At 61.3% G+C, this 16,016-nt stretch carries 10 protein-coding genes, 4 tRNA genes and 1 rRNA gene; all 15 read right to left on the bottom strand.

The features are described 5' to 3' along the window. Window positions 1-187: 187 nt before the first annotated feature. The 15 genes from rpoC to rrf all read right to left on the bottom strand — a co-directional run bounded on the left by rpoC (window position 188) and on the right by rrf (window position 16,013). Window positions 188-4,429 (bottom strand): DNA-directed RNA polymerase subunit beta', encoded by a 4,242-nt coding sequence (gene rpoC, locus CFB81_RS01330; protein WP_069620879.1) that lies wholly within the window; start codon window positions 4,427-4,429, stop codon window positions 188-190. 21 nt (window positions 4,430-4,450) lie between these two features. Beyond that, window positions 4,451-8,557, bottom strand: a complete 4,107-nt coding sequence (gene rpoB / locus CFB81_RS01325) for a DNA-directed RNA polymerase subunit beta (protein ID WP_069620878.1) — start codon at window positions 8,555-8,557, stop codon at window positions 4,451-4,453. Window positions 8,558-8,938: 381 nt separating this feature from the next. Beyond that, a complete protein-coding gene (gene rplL, locus CFB81_RS01320; protein ID WP_006477198.1) occupies window positions 8,939-9,313 on the bottom strand; it encodes a 50S ribosomal protein L7/L12 in 375 nt (124 codons plus the stop codon). Between the two features lie 63 nt (window positions 9,314-9,376). Continuing rightward, window positions 9,377-9,874, bottom strand: a complete 498-nt coding sequence (gene rplJ / locus CFB81_RS01315; protein ID WP_069620877.1) for a 50S ribosomal protein L10 — start codon at window positions 9,872-9,874, stop codon at window positions 9,377-9,379. 308 nt (window positions 9,875-10,182) lie between these two features. Further along, window positions 10,183-10,881 carry a 50S ribosomal protein L1 gene (rplA, locus tag CFB81_RS01310; protein WP_089434433.1) on the bottom strand — a complete coding sequence of 233 codons (699 nt, stop codon included), beginning with the start codon at window positions 10,879-10,881 and terminating at the stop codon, window positions 10,183-10,185. Next, window positions 10,882-11,313, bottom strand: a complete 432-nt coding sequence (gene rplK, locus CFB81_RS01305; protein ID WP_006477201.1) for a 50S ribosomal protein L11 — start codon at window positions 11,311-11,313, stop codon at window positions 10,882-10,884. A 141-nt stretch (window positions 11,314-11,454) separates the two neighbouring features. Continuing rightward, window positions 11,455-12,012, bottom strand: coding sequence for a transcription termination/antitermination protein NusG (nusG, locus tag CFB81_RS01300; protein WP_006400672.1), 558 nt, complete (start codon window positions 12,010-12,012; stop codon window positions 11,455-11,457). Between the two features lies 1 nt (window position 12,013). Then, window positions 12,014-12,394 (bottom strand): preprotein translocase subunit SecE, encoded by a 381-nt coding sequence (gene secE, locus CFB81_RS01295; RefSeq protein ID WP_006482892.1) that lies wholly within the window; start codon window positions 12,392-12,394, stop codon window positions 12,014-12,016. A 42-nt stretch (window positions 12,395-12,436) separates the two neighbouring features. Beyond that, window positions 12,437-12,512 (bottom strand) — tRNA-Trp (locus CFB81_RS01290). A gap of 59 nt (window positions 12,513-12,571) precedes the next feature. After that, the gene (tuf, locus tag CFB81_RS01285; protein WP_006482910.1) at window positions 12,572-13,762 is read right to left on the bottom strand and encodes an elongation factor Tu; all 1,191 of its coding nucleotides are present in this window, start codon (window positions 13,760-13,762) and stop codon (window positions 12,572-12,574) included. Between the two features lie 67 nt (window positions 13,763-13,829). Next, a tRNA-Thr gene (locus tag CFB81_RS01280) sits at window positions 13,830-13,904 on the bottom strand. Window positions 13,905-13,926: 22 nt separating this feature from the next. After that, window positions 13,927-14,000 (bottom strand) — tRNA-Gly (locus tag CFB81_RS01275). A gap of 43 nt (window positions 14,001-14,043) precedes the next feature. Further along, a tRNA-Tyr gene (locus tag CFB81_RS01270) sits at window positions 14,044-14,129 on the bottom strand. 1,101 nt (window positions 14,130-15,230) lie between these two features. Next, complete coding sequence (locus CFB81_RS35215) at window positions 15,231-15,482, bottom strand: hypothetical protein (protein WP_124505084.1); 252 nt, start codon at window positions 15,480-15,482, stop codon at window positions 15,231-15,233. A gap of 418 nt (window positions 15,483-15,900) precedes the next feature. After that, a 5S ribosomal RNA gene (gene rrf / locus CFB81_RS01265) occupies window positions 15,901-16,013 on the bottom strand. Window positions 16,014-16,016: the final 3 nt, after the last annotated feature.

The raw sequence follows: 16,016 nt of genomic DNA, 5'->3' as shown, positions 1-16,016 counted from the left end.
TCAGGGTTCGTTCGCGTGCGTCACGGGCCTGTCGCGGTCATGCCGAAGGCGATCGCGGGGCATGCGCCGGCGCGGCACAGGCACGTCATGCGCGGGAACGAAGGATGAAAAAAAACCGCCCGGCAGAACCGGGCGGTTTCGGCGACAGCGATGATAGCAAGGCAACGCGGCTTGCGCCGTGCCGCGCTTACTCGGCTGCCGGGTGTTGCGGCTCTTCCGCCGGCGCGCTCGGCGTGCCGAAGTCGAATGCCTCTTCCGCTGCGATCTGGTCGAAACGCTCGCGATCCGACGATTCCTTCGCCTTGCGTGCCTTGTGGAACGCGAGACCCGTACCGGCCGGAATCAGACGGCCGACGATCACGTTTTCCTTCAGGCCGCGCAGATCGTCGCGCTTGCCCATGATCGCCGCTTCGGTCAGCACGCGGGTCGTTTCCTGGAACGATGCCGCGGAGATGAACGAGTCGGTCGACAGCGACGCCTTCGTGATACCGAGCAGGACGTTGTCGTACGAAGCCGGACGCTTGCCCTCGGCGATCATGCGATCGTTCTCGTCCAGCATGTCGGAACGTTCGACCTGTTCGCCCGGGATGAAGCGCGTATCGCCGTTGTCGGTGATCTGCACACGACGCAGCATCTGGCGAACGATCACCTCGATGTGCTTGTCGTTGATCTTCACACCCTGCAGACGGTACACGTCCTGGACTTCGTCGACGATGTAGCGCGACAGTGCCTCGATACCCTGCAGACGCAGGATGTCGTGCGGATCGGCCGGACCGTCCACGATCATTTCGCCCTTGTTGACGACCTGGGCATCGTGAACCAGAACCTGCTTTTCCTTCGCGATCAGGAACTCGTGCTGGTTGCCCTCGAGGTCCGTGATGACGAGACGCTGCTTGCCCTTCGTGTCCTTGCCGAACGACGTCGTACCGGTGACTTCCGCGAGAATGCCGGCATCCTTCGGCGAACGCGCTTCGAACAGTTCCGCCACCCGCGGCAGACCGCCGGTAATGTCACGCGTCTTCTGCGCTTCGGTCGGGATACGTGCAAGCACTTCACCGACCTGCACCTGCTGGCCATCCTTCACGGTGATCAGCGCGCCGACCTGGAAGCCGATCTGCACGGCGTGTTCCGTGCCCGGGATCTTCACTTCCTCGCCGTTCGCGTCGAGCAGCTTCACCTGCGGACGCACGCTCTTCGAAGCCTGCGAACCGCGGCGCTTCACGTCGATCACGACCAGCGTCGACAGGCCGGTCACGTCGTCGATCTGCTTCGCGACGGTCACGCCTTCTTCGACGTTCTCGAACTTCACCGTACCACCGTACTCGGTGATGATCGGGCGCGTCAGCGGATCCCACGTGGCGAGCTGCGTGCCGGCCTTGATGGTCGCGCCGTCGAGCTGCAGCAGCGTCGCGCCGTACGGCACTTTGTGACGCTCGCGCTCGCGACCGAAGTCGTCGGTGATCATCGCTTCGCCCGAACGGGAAATGACGATCTGCTCGCCCTTCGCGTTCGTGACGTAGCGCATCGTCGCCGTGAAGCGGACGATACCGTTGCTCTTCGCTTCGACCGACGAAGCCACTGCCGCACGCGATGCCGCGCCACCGATGTGGAACGTCCGCATCGTCAGCTGCGTGCCCGGTTCGCCGATCGACTGCGCCGCGATCACGCCGACCGCTTCGCCGACGTTCACGAGCGAGCCGCGGCCGAGGTCACGGCCGTAGCAGGCCGCGCACAGGCCGTAACGCGTTTCGCAGGTCAGCGGCGTGCGCACGCGCACTTCGTCGATGCCGAGGCGTTCGATTTCCTCGACCGCCGTTTCGTCGAGCAGCGTGCCCGATTCGTACAGCGTTTCCTGCGTTTCCGGGTTCACGACGTCCGCGACCGCGACGCGGCCGAGGATACGGTCGCGCAGCGCTTCGACGACTTCACCGCCTTCGACCAGCGCCTTCATCGCGACGCCGTTCGACGTGCCGCAATCGTCTTCCACGACGACCAGATCCTGCGTGACGTCGACCAGACGACGCGTCAGGTAACCCGAGTTCGCGGTCTTCAGTGCCGTATCAGCCAGACCCTTACGTGCACCGTGGGTCGAGATGAAGTACTGCAACACGTTCAGACCTTCGCGGAAGTTCGCGGTAATCGGCGTCTCGATAATCGAGCCGTCCGGCTTCGCCATCAGGCCTCGCATACCGGCCAGCTGACGAATCTGAACCGCCGAACCCCGGGCGCCCGAGTCGGCCATCATGTAGATCGAGTTGAACGACTCCTGGCGCGTCTCGTTGCCGTCGCGATCGATCACCGGCTCCGTCGACAGCTGCTCCATCATCGCCTTGCCGACCGCTTCCGACGTTGCCGACCAGATGTCGACCACGTTGTTGTAGCGTTCCTGCGCGGTGACGAGACCCGACATGTACTGGCGGTCGTACTCCTTCACCTTCTTCGCGGCGTCGCCGACGATCGTTTCCTTCTGCGGCGGCACGAGCATGTCGTCCACGCAGATCGAGATGCCGGCACGCGTCGCGAGACGGAAACCCGACTGCATCAGCTGGTCGGCAAACACCACCGTCGCGCGCAGACCGCACTTGCGGAACGCCGTGTTGATCAGGCGCGAGATTTCCTTCTTCTTCAGCGGCTTGTTCAGCACCGAGAACGGCAGGCCGTGCGGCAGGATCTCCGACAGGATCGCGCGACCGACGGTCGTCGCGTACAGCGAGATCTTCGGCACGAATTCCGGCGCGCCTTCCGACGTGTCCTCGTTGCGGACCATTTCGGTGATCCGCACGTTGACGCGCGAGGCCAGCTCGACTTCCTTGTTCTCGTACGCGCGGATCACTTCCGACACGCCGGTGAACGACAGGCCTTCGCCCTTGCCGTTGATCGCTTCCCGGGTCGCGTAGTACAGACCCAGCACGATATCCTGCGACGGCACGATCGACGGATCGCCGTTGGCCGGGAACAGCACGTTGTTCGACGCCAGCATCAGCGTACGCGCTTCCATCTGCGCTTCGAGCGACAGCGGCACGTGAACGGCCATCTGGTCACCGTCGAAGTCGGCGTTGAACGCCGCGCAGACGAGCGGGTGCAGCTGGATCGCCTTGCCTTCGATCAGCACCGGCTCGAACGCCTGGATGCCGAGACGGTGCAGCGTCGGCGCACGGTTCAGCATCACCGGGTGCTCGCGGATCACCTCTTCGAGGATGTCCCACACCACCGGCGTCTGGTTCTCGACTTCCTTCTTCGCAGCCTTGATGGTCGTAGCTACCCCCATCACTTCCAGCTTGTTGAAGATGAACGGCTTGAACAGCTCGAGCGCCATCAGCTTCGGCAGACCGCACTGGTGCAGCTTCAGCGTCGGGCCGACCACGATGACCGAACGGCCCGAGTAGTCGACGCGCTTGCCCAGCAGGTTCTGACGGAAACGACCGCCCTTGCCCTTGATCATGTCGGCGAGCGACTTCAGCGGACGCTTGTTCGCGCCCGTCATCGCCTTGCCGCGACGACCGTTGTCGAGCAGCGAGTCGACGGCTTCCTGCAGCATCCGCTTTTCGTTGCGGACGATGATTTCAGGCGCCTTCAGCTCGAGCAGACGCTTCAACCGGTTGTTACGGTTGATCACGCGGCGATACAGGTCGTTCAGGTCCGACGTCGCGAAACGGCCGCCGTCCAGCGGCACGAGCGGACGCAGTTCCGGCGGCAGCACCGGCAGCACTTCGAGGATCATCCACTCGGGCTTGATGCCCGAGCGCTGGAATGCCTCGAGGACCTTCAGGCGCTTCGCGTACTTCTTGATCTTCGCTTCCGAGCCGGTGTTCTTCAGCTCGGTGCGCAGCGTCTCGACCTGCTCGTCGATGTTGATCGCGCGCAGCAGTTCACGCACGCCTTCCGCGCCCATCTCGGCACGGAATTCGTCGCCGTATTCCTCGACCTTGTTGTAGTAATCCTCTTCGGTCATGATCTGCCGCGCCTTCAGCGGCGTCATGCCCGGTTCGATCACCACGTACGCTTCGAAGTACAGCACGCGTTCGATGTCGCGCAGCGTCATGTCGAGCACCATGCCCAGACGCGACGGCAGCGACTTCAGGAACCAGATGTGCGCGACCGGCGAGGCCAGCTCGATGTGGCCCATCCGTTCGCGACGCACCTTCGCCAGCGTCACTTCGACGCCGCACTTCTCGCAGATCACGCCGCGGTGCTTCAGGCGCTTGTACTTGCCGCACAGGCACTCGTAGTCCTTGATCGGCCCGAAGATCTTCGCGCAGAACAGACCATCGCGTTCCGGCTTGAACGTACGGTAGTTGATGGTCTCCGGCTTCTTCACTTCGCCGAACGACCACGAACGGATCTTGTCGGGCGAGGCCAGACCGATCTTGATCGCGTCGAAAACTTCTTCCTGTTGGACTTGCTTGAATAGATCGAGCAGAGCTTTCATTGCTTTCTCTCCGTAGTCCGATTAATTGCGGTCGAGATCGATATCGATACCGAGCGAGCGGATTTCCTTCACGAGCACGTTGAAGGATTCCGGCATGCCTGCATCGATCACGTGATCGCCCTTGACGAGGTTTTCGTACACCTTCGTCCGGCCGGTCACGTCGTCCGACTTCACCGTCAGCATTTCCTGCAGCACGTAGGACGCGCCGTACGCTTCGAGCGCCCACACTTCCATTTCACCGAAACGCTGACCACCGAACTGCGCCTTACCACCCAGCGGCTGCTGCGTGACGAGCGAGTACGGGCCGGTCGAACGCGCGTGCATCTTGTCGTCGACCAAGTGGTGCAGCTTCAGGTAGTGCATGTAGCCGAGCGTCACGCGACGTTCGAACATCTCGCCCGTGCGGCCGTCGTACAGGCGGACCTGGTTCTTCGACGGGTTCATGCCGAGCTGTTCGGCGATGTCGTCCGGGAACGCGAGGTCGAGCATCTTGCCCATTTCTTCCTCGGTCGCACCGTCGAACACCGGCGTCGCGAACGGCACGCCTTCGCGCAGGTTCTTCGCGAGTTCGAGGATCTCGTCGTCGGTGAAGCTTTCCAGATCTTCCTGGCGGCCCGACTCGTTGTAGATCTTCGTCAGGAACGTACGCAGTTCCTCGATCTTCGCCTGACGCTGCAGCATTTCGCCGATACGCCAGCCGAGGCCCTTCGCGGCCCAGCCGAGGTGGACTTCCAGAACCTGACCCACGTTCATCCGCGACGGCACGCCGAGCGGGTTCAGCACGACGTCTGCCGGACGGCCGTCGGCCATGTACGGCATGTCTTCGATCGGGACGATCTTCGACACGACACCCTTGTTACCGTGGCGGCCTGCCATCTTGTCGCCAGGCTGCAGACGGCGCTTCACCGCGAGGTACACCTTGACCATCTTCAGCACGCCCGGCGGCAGTTCGTCGCCTTGCGTGAGCTTCTTGCGCTTCTCTTCGAACGCGAGGTCGAACTGGTGACGCTTCTCTTCGATCGAGTTCTTGATCGCTTCGAGCGATGCCGCTGCTTCGTCGTCCGCGAGGCGGATGTCGAACCAGTGGTAGTGGTCGAGATCTTCCAGGTAAGCCTGGTCGATCTTCGTGCCCTTCGCGAGCTTCTTCGGACCGCCGTTCGCGACCTTGCCCACGAGCATGCGCGCGAGACGCTGGAACGCGTCGCCTTCCACGATGCGCAGCTGGTCGTTCAGGTCGAGACGGTAGCGCTTCAGTTCGTCGTCGATGATCTGTTGCGCACGCTTGTCGCGCTGGATGCCTTCACGCGTGAACACCTGGACGTCGATCACGGTGCCGCTCATGCCCGACGGCACGCGCAGCGACGTGTCCTTCACGTCCGAAGCCTTCTCGCCGAAGATCGCGCGCAGCAGCTTCTCTTCCGGCGTCAGCTGGGTCTCGCCCTTCGGCGTGACCTTGCCGACCAGCACGTCGCCCGCTTCGACTTCAGCACCGATGTACACGATGCCCGATTCGTCGAGACGGCCGAGCTGGACTTCCGCCAGGTTCGAGATGTCGCGCGTGATTTCTTCCGGCCCGAGCTTCGTGTCGCGTGCAACGACGTTCAGCTCTTCGATGTGGATCGACGTGTAGCGATCGTCCGCGACCACCTTCTCCGAGATCAGGATCGAATCCTCGAAGTTGTAGCCGTTCCACGGCATGAACGCGATCAGCATGTTCTGGCCGAGCGCGAGCTCGCCCAGGTCCGTCGAGGCGCCGTCGGCCAGCACGTCGCCGCGCGAGACCTTGTCGCCCATCTTCACGATCGGACGCTGGTTGATGTTCGTGTTCTGGTTCGAACGCGTGTACTTGATCAGGTTGTAGATGTCGACACCGACTTCACCCGCGACCGCTTCGTCGTCGTTCACGCGAATCACGATACGGCCCGCGTCGACGTAGTCGACCACACCGCCGCGGAACGCCTGGACCGTCGTACCCGAGTCGACCGCGCAGGTGCGCTCGATGCCCGTACCGACGACCGGCTTTTCCGGACGCAGACACGGCACGGCCTGACGCTGCATGTTCGAACCCATCAGTGCACGGTTCGCGTCATCGTGTTCGAGGAACGGGATCAGCGATGCTGCCACCGACACGATCTGCGACGGCGCGACGTCCATGTACTGGATCCGATCCGGCGTGACCATCATCGTTTCGCCGGCTTCGCGCGACGACACGAGTTCGTCGATCAGCTGGCCGTTCTCGTCGATCGCGGCGTTCGCCTGAGCGATCATGTAGCGGCCTTCCTCGATCGCCGACAGGTAGTCGATCTGGTCGGTCACCTTGCTGTCCACGACCTTGCGGTACGGCGTCTCGAGGAAGCCGTACTCGTTCAGGTGCGCGTACAGTGCGAGCGAGTTGATCAGGCCGATGTTCGGACCTTCCGGCGTTTCGATCGGGCACACGCGGCCGTAGTGGGTCGGGTGCACGTCGCGGACTTCGAAGCCTGCGCGCTCGCGCGTCAGACCGCCCGGGCCCAGTGCGGAAACACGGCGCTTGTGCGTGATTTCCGACAGCGGGTTGGTCTGGTCCATGAACTGCGACAGCTGCGACGAACCGAAGAACTCGCGGATCGCCGACGAAATCGGCTTCGAGTTGATCAGGTCGTGCGGCATCAGGTTTTCGCTTTCGGCCTGGCCGAGGCGTTCCTTGACCGCGCGCTCGACACGCACGAGACCCGCGCGGAACTGGTTTTCCGCCAGTTCGCCGACGCAACGCACGCGACGGTTGCCGAGGTGGTCGATGTCGTCCACTTCGCCCTTGCCGTTGCGCAGCTCAACGAGGATCTTGATCGTCGCGAGGATGTCGTCGTCCTGCAGCGTCATCGGGCCGACGATCTCGTCACGGCCGACGCGGCGGTTGAACTTCATACGGCCGACCTTCGACAGGTCGTACGCTTCTTCGCTGTAGAACAGACGGTTGAACAGCGCCTCGACCGCTTCTTCGGTCGGCGGCTCGCCCGGGCGCATCATGCGGTAGATCGCGATGCGCGCGGCCGTCCTGTCGGTCGTTTCGTCGACACGCAGCGTCGACGAGATGTACGGACCCTGGTCCAGATCGTTCGTGTAGAGCGTCTGGATGTCCTTGATGCCCGCTTCGCGCAGTTTCTCGAGCACGCTTTCCGTGACTTCGTCGTTCGCGCTCGCGATCACTTCGCCGGTATCGCCGTCGACGACGTTCTTCGCCAGCACGCGACCGAGCAGATAGTCTTCCGGCACCGAGATGAACTTGGTCTTCGCGGCTTCGAGGTCGCGAATGTGCTTCGCGTTGATCCGCTTGTCCTTCTGGACGATCACCTTGCCATCACGATCCGTGATGTCGAAACGCGCGACTTCGCCACGCAGGCGCTCGGGCACGAACTCGAGTTGCGCGCCTTCGTCCATCAGCGTGAAGTTGTCGAACACGAAGAAGTTCGCGAGGATCTGTTCCGGCGTCAGGCCGATGGCCTTCAGCAGGATCGTGACCGGCATCTTGCGGCGACGGTCGACGCGGAAATACAGGATGTCCTTCGGATCGAATTCGAAGTCGAGCCACGAGCCGCGGTACGGAATGATCCGTGCCGAGAACAGCAGCTTGCCCGAGCTGTGCGTCTTGCCCTTGTCGTGTTCGAAGAACACGCCGGGCGAACGGTGCAGCTGCGAGACGATGACACGCTCGGTGCCGTTGATGACGAACGAGCCCGTCGGCGTCATGAGCGGAATTTCGCCCATGTACACTTCCTGCTCCTTCACTTCCTTGACGACCGGCTTGTTCGGCGATTCCTTGTCGAGGATGACGAGGCGGACCTTCGCGCGCAGCGCGGAGCAGTACGTCAGGCCACGCTGCTGGCATTCCTTGATGTTGAATGCCGGCGAGGACAGCGCATAGCTCACGAACTCGAGGCGCGCGAAACCGTTGTGCGAAACAATGGGAAATACCGATGTGAACGCGGCCTGCAAACCCTCAGGCTTACGTTGCGTCGCGGGCACATCGGCTTGCAGAAACGTGCTGAATGATTCAAGCTGGGTAGCCAGCAAGAACGGAACTTGGTGAACGATGGGGCGCTTCGCGAAACTCTTGCGAATGCGCTTCTTCTCGGTGAAGGAATATTGCATACGATCTCCGAATCACGGCGGGTGCTATCGAGGCGGAATACCTGGACGTTTCAAACCCGAGTGTTCACCGACTGAGACCCGATGGCCGTTCGACGGCTTGAACGAGCCGAGAAGCTTGGTGGTTGGCCGCTACCAACCGCTGGCTGACGGCAGCGGATGCCTGTGTTGCCCGCTACCCGACCAAACTTGCCTTCTGCAGTCGCTTCAGAAGACAAAGAGAACCGCCAGTCGTGAGTGATCCATCACAACGATCAGGCGGTTTTCTTTGGCTTCTGGGGCCGATTATTCGGGCTCCCGAATGAGTGCCAGAATAACGACCCCACAAAGCACAAAAAGGCCGGCGGTGAAAATACCGCCAGCCTTCGCACAGCGCGCCGAAACTTACTTGACTTCGACCTTCGCGCCAGCTTCTTCCAGCTTCTTCTTGGCTTCTTCAGCAGCAGCCTTGTCGACGCCTTCCTTGACGGGCTTCGGTGCACCGTCAACCAGGTCCTTCGCTTCCTTCAGGCCCAGGCCCGTCAGTTCGCGAACGGCCTTGATGACCGAAACCTTGTTGGCGCCGGCTTCAGCCAGGACGACCGTGAATTCGGTCTTCTCTTCTGCTGCAGCAGCTGCGCCGCCGCCTGCCGGGCCAGCGACTGCCACTGCAGCTGCCGACACGCCAAACTTCTCTTCGAACGCCTTGACCAGTTCGTTCAGTTCCAGAACGGTCATCCCTTCGACTGCTGCCAGGATGTCTTCTTTTGCGATTGCCATTTGAAATACTCCTAAATTGAATTCGGATACAGCCAGCGATCAGTAACGCTGATGCACGTTCGCTTACGCAGCTTCCGCTTGCTTCTTCTCGGCCAGCGCGGCGAGAGCACGCGCGAAGCCCGAAACAGGCGATTGCATAACGAACAGCAGCTTCGAGAGCAGTTCTTCGCGGCTCGGGATGCTTGCCAGCGCTTGCACGCCAGCCTTGTCCATCACCTTGCCATCGAACGAACCAGCCTTGATGACCAACTTTTCATTGCCCTTGCTGAAGTCGTTGACGACCTTAGCAGCGGCAATTGCATCTTCCGAGATGCCGTAGATCAGCGGACCAGTCATCTGCTCTGCCAGCGGAGCAAACGGCGTACCTTCGACGGCGCGACGCGCCAGCGTGTTCTTCAACACGCGCAGGTAAACCTTCTGCTCACGCGCTTGCGCGCGCAGCTTGGTCAGATCGCCAACCGCAATTCCACGATACTCAGCCAGCACAACGGTCTGGGCCTTCGCGACTTGCGCGGAAACCTCAGCGACGACGGCTTGCTTGTCTTCTCTATTAAGCGGCACGGTTAGCCTCCAGAAACGATACGTTCGGCGCGGCCGGTATGACCGGAACCTCACGTACCTCGTTCAACAACGGCGTCCGACCTCGTTAGGAGTATTTCCACCTCACGCCGCGAATCGCTTCTCGGCCTGCGGCTTCACCACTGCAAAACTTTTTCGGGTTCGCCATCTGCGTTGGCTTGAATTAAGGGATCGCCTGACTGCTGCGCCCCACCAACGGTCTTTGATAACCGGTTGTTCGCCTTGCTGCACGAACAACCGCCCAAAGCCCATGTAGGCCGCTTCGCGAGCGAGGCGGCCCGAATACTTGCTTACTGTGCTGCCAGCGTAGCCTGGTCGACACGCACGCCGACGCCCATCGTGCTCGACAGTGCGATCTTGCGCAGGTACACGCCCTTGCTCGTTGCCGGCTTTGCCTTCTGCAGCGCGTCGATCAGCGCCGACAGGTTCGAACGCAGCGCGGTCGGCTCGAACGATGCACGGCCGATGGTCGCGTGGATGATACCGGCCTTGTCGACACGGAATTGCACCTGACCAGCCTTCGCGTTCTTGACGGCGGTTGCGACGTCCGGCGTGACCGTACCGACCTTCGGGTTCGGCATCAGGCCGCGCGGGCCGAGGATCTGGCCGAGCGTACCGACGATACGCATCGTGTCCGGCGAAGCGATCACGATGTCGAAGTCCATCTGGCCAGCCTTGATCTGCTCGGCCAGCTCTTCCATGCCGACGATTTCCGCGCCTGCTGCACGCGCCTGCTCGGCCTTTTCGCCTTGCGCGAACACGGCAACGCGAACCGACTTGCCCGTACCTGCCGGCAGAACGACCGAACCACGAACGACCTGGTCCGACTTCTTCGCATCGATGCCGAGCTGGACTGCGACGTCGATCGACTCGTCGAACTTCGCGCTCGCGCATTCCTTCACGAGGCTCAGTGCGTCTTCGATCGCGTACAGCTTCTGACGGTCGACCTTGGCGGCAAATGCCTGACGGCGCTTGGAGATCTTAGCCATTTACACGCCCTCCACAGTGATACCCATCGAGCGTGCGCTACCAGCGATGGTGCGAACGGCTGCGTCCAGATCAGCTGCCGTAAGGTCCGGCATCTTGGTCTTCGCGATTTCTTCGGCTTGAGCGCGCGTGATCGAACCGACCTTGTCGGTGTGCGGCTTGCTCGAGCCCTTGTCCACCTTGGCCGCCTTCTTGATCAGGACGGTTGCCGGCGGCGTCTTCATCACGAACGTGAAGCTCTTGTCAGCGAATGCCGTGATGACCACCGGCACCGGCAGACCCGGCTCCATGCCTTGAGTCTGCGCGTTGAACGCCTTGCAGAACTCCATGATGTTCAGGCCGCGCTGGCCCAGTGCCGGACCGACCGGCGGCGACGGGTTGGCTTTACCTGCAGGGATCTGCAGCTTGATAAAGCCGATAATCTTCTTTGCCATTTGAAACCTCATTGGAACGCCGGAGAAGGCGTTCGGTGAGTGATAACGCGCTTTCGCCGCTGGCTACTGACGCTCCTCAACGACCATGACGCGGGCCGTAAGCGCGAAGGTGGGCAGCCGAGGCTGCCCACCGAATCGGGATCAAACTTTTTCGACCTGACCGAACTCGAGTTCGACCGGGGTAGAGCGGCCAAAGATGGTGACCGACACACGCACGCGCGATTTCTCGTAGTTGACTTCTTCGACGGTGCCATTGAAGTCCGTGAACGGGCCTTCCTTGACACGCACCATCTCGCCGACTTCGAACAGGGTCTTCGGGCGCGGCTTTTCGACGCCTTCCTGCATCTGCGACATGATTTTCTCGACTTCCTTCGGGGAAATCGGGGTCGGGCGGTTACGCGCACCGCCGACGAAACCGGTGACCTTCGCGGTGTTCTTCACGAGGTGCCACGTTTCGTCCGTCATTTCCATTTCCACCAGCACGTAGCCGGGGAAGAAACGACGCTCGGTCACAGCCTTGTGGCCGCCTTTGACTTCGACCACTTCTTCGGTCGGAACCAGGATCTGACCGAATTTGTCCTGCATGCCAGCACGTTCGATGCGCTCTTGAAGCGCGCGTTGCACGCTCTTCTCCATACCGGAGTAGGCGTGCACGACGTACCAACGCTTTCCGCTCGGGGATGCCGGAGTATCGCTCATATCATTTCCAACCCAGAATCGCCGAGAAAATCACCCATTCGATCGATTTGTCACTCAACCAGAGGAAAATCGCCATCACGAGCACGAAACCGAACACGACGAGTGTGGTTTGCGTTGCTTCCTTGCGGGTGGGCCATACGACCTTACGGACTTCCTTGTACGAATCCTTGGCAAACGCGATGAGGCTCTTGCCAGGGGCGGACATCAGCCCGACGGCCACGCCGGCGATGATACCTACCGCCAACGCGGCACCGCGGACGTACCACTGCTGATTGGCCAGCCAGAAGAAGCCCACGAATCCGGCCAACACCAGCAATACGCCCAGGGCCAGCATCAGCTTATCGCCGGAGGTATTTACAGTTTCGACGGATGGATTCGCCATAACACCTTAAAACAAATGCCACGTGGGACACGTGGCGATTTTTGGCAGGGGCAGAGGGAATCGAACCCCCAACCTTCGGTTTTGGAGACCGACGCTCTGCCAGTTGAGCTATACCCCTAAACCATGCTGGGGCCGGCTGATGCCAGCCCCAAAACTGTCGATCAACGAATAACTGGCTTACTCGATGATCTTGGCGACGACGCCGGCGCCGACCGTACGGCCGCCTTCGCGGATCGCGAAGCGCAGACCTTCTTCCATCGCGATCGGAGCGATCAGCTTCACCGTGATCGACACGTTGTCGCCCGGCATCACCATTTCCTTGTCCTTCGGCAGCTCGATCGAGCCCGTCACGTCCGTCGTACGGAAGTAGAACTGCGGACGGTAGTTGTTGAAGAACGGCGTGTGACGGCCGCCTTCGTCCTTGCTCAGCACGTACACTTCTGCCGTGAAGTGCGTGTGCGGCGTGATCGAACCCGGCTTCGCCAGAACCTGGCCACGCTCCACGTCTTCACGCTTCGTGCCGCGCAGCAGGATACCCACGTTGTCGCCTGCCTGACCTTGGTCCAGCAGCTTGCGGAACATTTCCACGCCCGTGCAGGTCGTCTTCACCGTCGGCTTGATACCGACGATTTCGATTTCCTCGCCGACCTTCACGATGCCGCGCTCGACGCGACCCGTCACCACCGTACCGCGGCCCGAGATCGAGAACACGTCTTCCACCGGCATCAGGAACGCGCCGTCAACTGCACGCTCCGGCGTCGGGATGTACGTGTCCAGCGCGTCGGCCAGGCTCATGATCGCCACTTCACCCAGCTCGCCCGTGTCGCCTTCCAGCGCCAGCTTGGCCGAACCCTTCACGATCGGCGTGTCGTCGCCCGGGAAGTCGTACTTCGACAGCAGTTCGCGAACTTCCATCTCGACCAGCTCGAGCAGTTCAGCGTCGTCCACCATGTCGCACTTGTTCAGGAACACGATGATGTACGGAACGCCAACCTGACGCGCCAGCAGGATGTGCTCACGCGTTTGCGGCATCGGGCCGTCTGCTGCCGAGCAAACCAGGATCGCGCCGTCCATCTGCGCTGCGCCCGTGATCATGTTCTTCACATAGTCAGCGTGGCCCGGGCAGTCGACGTGTGCGTAGTGGCGGTTAGCCGTTTCGTACTCGACGTGTGCCGTGTTGATCGTGATGCCGCGCGCCTTTTCTTCCGGTGCCGCGTCGATCTGGTCGTACGCCTTCGCTTCGCCGCCGAACTTCTTCGTCAGAACCGTCGTGATCGCTGCCGTCAGCGTCGTCTTGCCGTGGTCAACGTGACCAATCGTACCAACGTTCACGTGCGGCTTGGTCCGCTCAAACTTTTCCTTGGCCATTTTCAACTCCCAAAAGGAATTTCACAGGTTGCGCCGCGCGCAAACAAGACACTGACTTTTTTACTGCTGGTGCCCATGGGCAGGATCGAACTGCCGACCTCTCCCTTACCAAGGGAGTGCTCTACCACTGAGCCACATGGGCGCTACGCTTCAACTTAGCGGTCTGGAGCGGGTGAAGGGAATCGAACCCTCGTCGTAAGCTTGGAAGGCTTCTGCTCTACCATTGAGCTACACCCGCATGGGCCACTAACGATTCCTTACCGCTCACTGCGCTGATATCTTGGTGGAGGAGGTTGGATTCGAACCAACGTAGGCGTAAGCCAACAGATTTACAGTCTGCCCCCTTTAGCCACTCGGGCACCCCTCCGTAGAGAACTGACGATTATGGGGGTGCATCGCACTCCTGTCAAGCACATCCGGAAGATTATTTTCACTTTCTTCCCGACTTCCGCTTTCCGCCGATCCCCGCCCTCGCCCGGCTAAGGCAAGCGCGAGATGTTGCCGACCGGCGCCACATCTTCGTCAGACTCCGCCTTCAACGCCGATCTGCATCTGCGCTAAAAACGAAAGACCGCCATCATACGGCCTCTTTCGCACAATGCCAAGCGGGTAGACACAAAATTTCGGCAAATTTCGTGCCGGGCGGGTTTGGAGAGCCGACTGGCGGTTGTCCACGGGAGCGTCCACGGTGCTTCCGGAGCGGAATAGAAGCTCTGCGGCCGGCGCCGCAGGCAGCCTGACCTCAATGCTGGGACTCGTGTATGGACCAGAACTTCGCCCTTCTGGCGATTGCAGCAAGCCGGCTCCATCACCGAATTCGGACGCTGCTTGCTGGGTTCGATAGCTTCATTGGAACGCACGATTTCGTGTGCGGTCGTTCTCCTACGCCAGTACAAGCCTCTAGGCGCCCGCTTGGCCCGCAGCGACATTCTTCGCGGTTGCAACTGCACGTGCCGCGGCTCCGGCAAGCGCCCCGGTGCCGCATGAGCCCGGTCAGGAAGGTTCGACGCAGGTTCTGGCCGACAGCGTCACCGCAGAGCCCAAGAGCATGCCCGGCGCCTGGGGCGCGTCAGCAGTTGAAGGCATCACTCGATGTCGGGGTACGCGGGTTCGGGATTTCGCCGGCTAGGGCGCGCACAACCGATGAATCGGCACGTGCCGGTCCGACGACGTCCCGCAGGATGAATCCGGCGATTCTGCAGGCCCCTGCGATGCTCACAGCCGCTACTCGGCGACGACGTGCGTATAGGTCCAGCCGCCTCCATAACCTCACTGCCGCCGCATCGAGTAGTCCTTACGCTCGGCGACCCCACGCCCCTTCGTGGAAACCGCCTAACATCAGCGGCCGGCTTATCGCAGCAAATCTTCGCAAACAGTCGATATCGCTACTATTCGTGTTCCGCACCCGCCTCGCCCGGTTGAACGCGACTATCCGTGCCGGATTCGACGCAAGCGCCTTTGCCGTACCTCACGCACCCGGAGCCGTTATAAAGCCGATATATGGCGGCAGAGCGTCGACATCCAGCATGCGCTGTCCGGCAATGCTCAGCTGGCGCGGGATCAAGGCCAAAACACGATGCACCAGCTTTCGCTTGCCCCGAGACTCTCCATTCGACGATCCGGATACGATACGCGCCGAACGCCGCCAGGCGTCGGCGCAGGCAGCACATAATTCACGCGTACGGGTGATGAACGAGATCGCGTAGGTGGTGAAGCCCATTCGCGCATCGAGGAAATCTACGCGTTACAGGACGGTCAATGACAGACATCGAAAGGAACCGCGCCGATTTTTGATCTTGTCCGAGCCGCTATACGGGTACGGCGCTGCCTCCTTGGTCCGATCGCTTTGATCGAAGATGGAGCAGAGACGAGGTGGCGGGTGCAGGAAGCGGAAGGCGGGTCACGCAATCGCGCTTGTCGATGTACGTTTGCGGGAGCAAAGCGCGGTTAGATCGAAGATACGATCAATAATCAGCGGAATCGCCGAAGATGGAAGGGAGTAGAAGAGTTTGATGCTGCAATGGTTTGCGGCAGAGGAGCCCGGCTTACGTCGCCTCGGAACGCTTCGCCCCATGCTTTTTTGGACGCCGAAATGCAAAAACCCCCGCCTGATCGGGCAGGGGTTTCTGGCTTAGGGAGCCTGACGATTACCTACTTTCACACGGGAATCCGCACTATCATCGGCGTAGAGTCGTTTCACGGTCCTGTTCGGGATGGGAAGGGGTGGGACCGACTCGCTATGGTCATCAGGCAA

This window comes from Burkholderia sp. AU28863, from assembly GCF_002223195.1.
Lineage (GTDB): Bacteria > Pseudomonadota > Gammaproteobacteria > Burkholderiales > Burkholderiaceae > Burkholderia > Burkholderia sola.
This window is presented reverse-complemented; position numbering and strand designations above follow the sequence as displayed.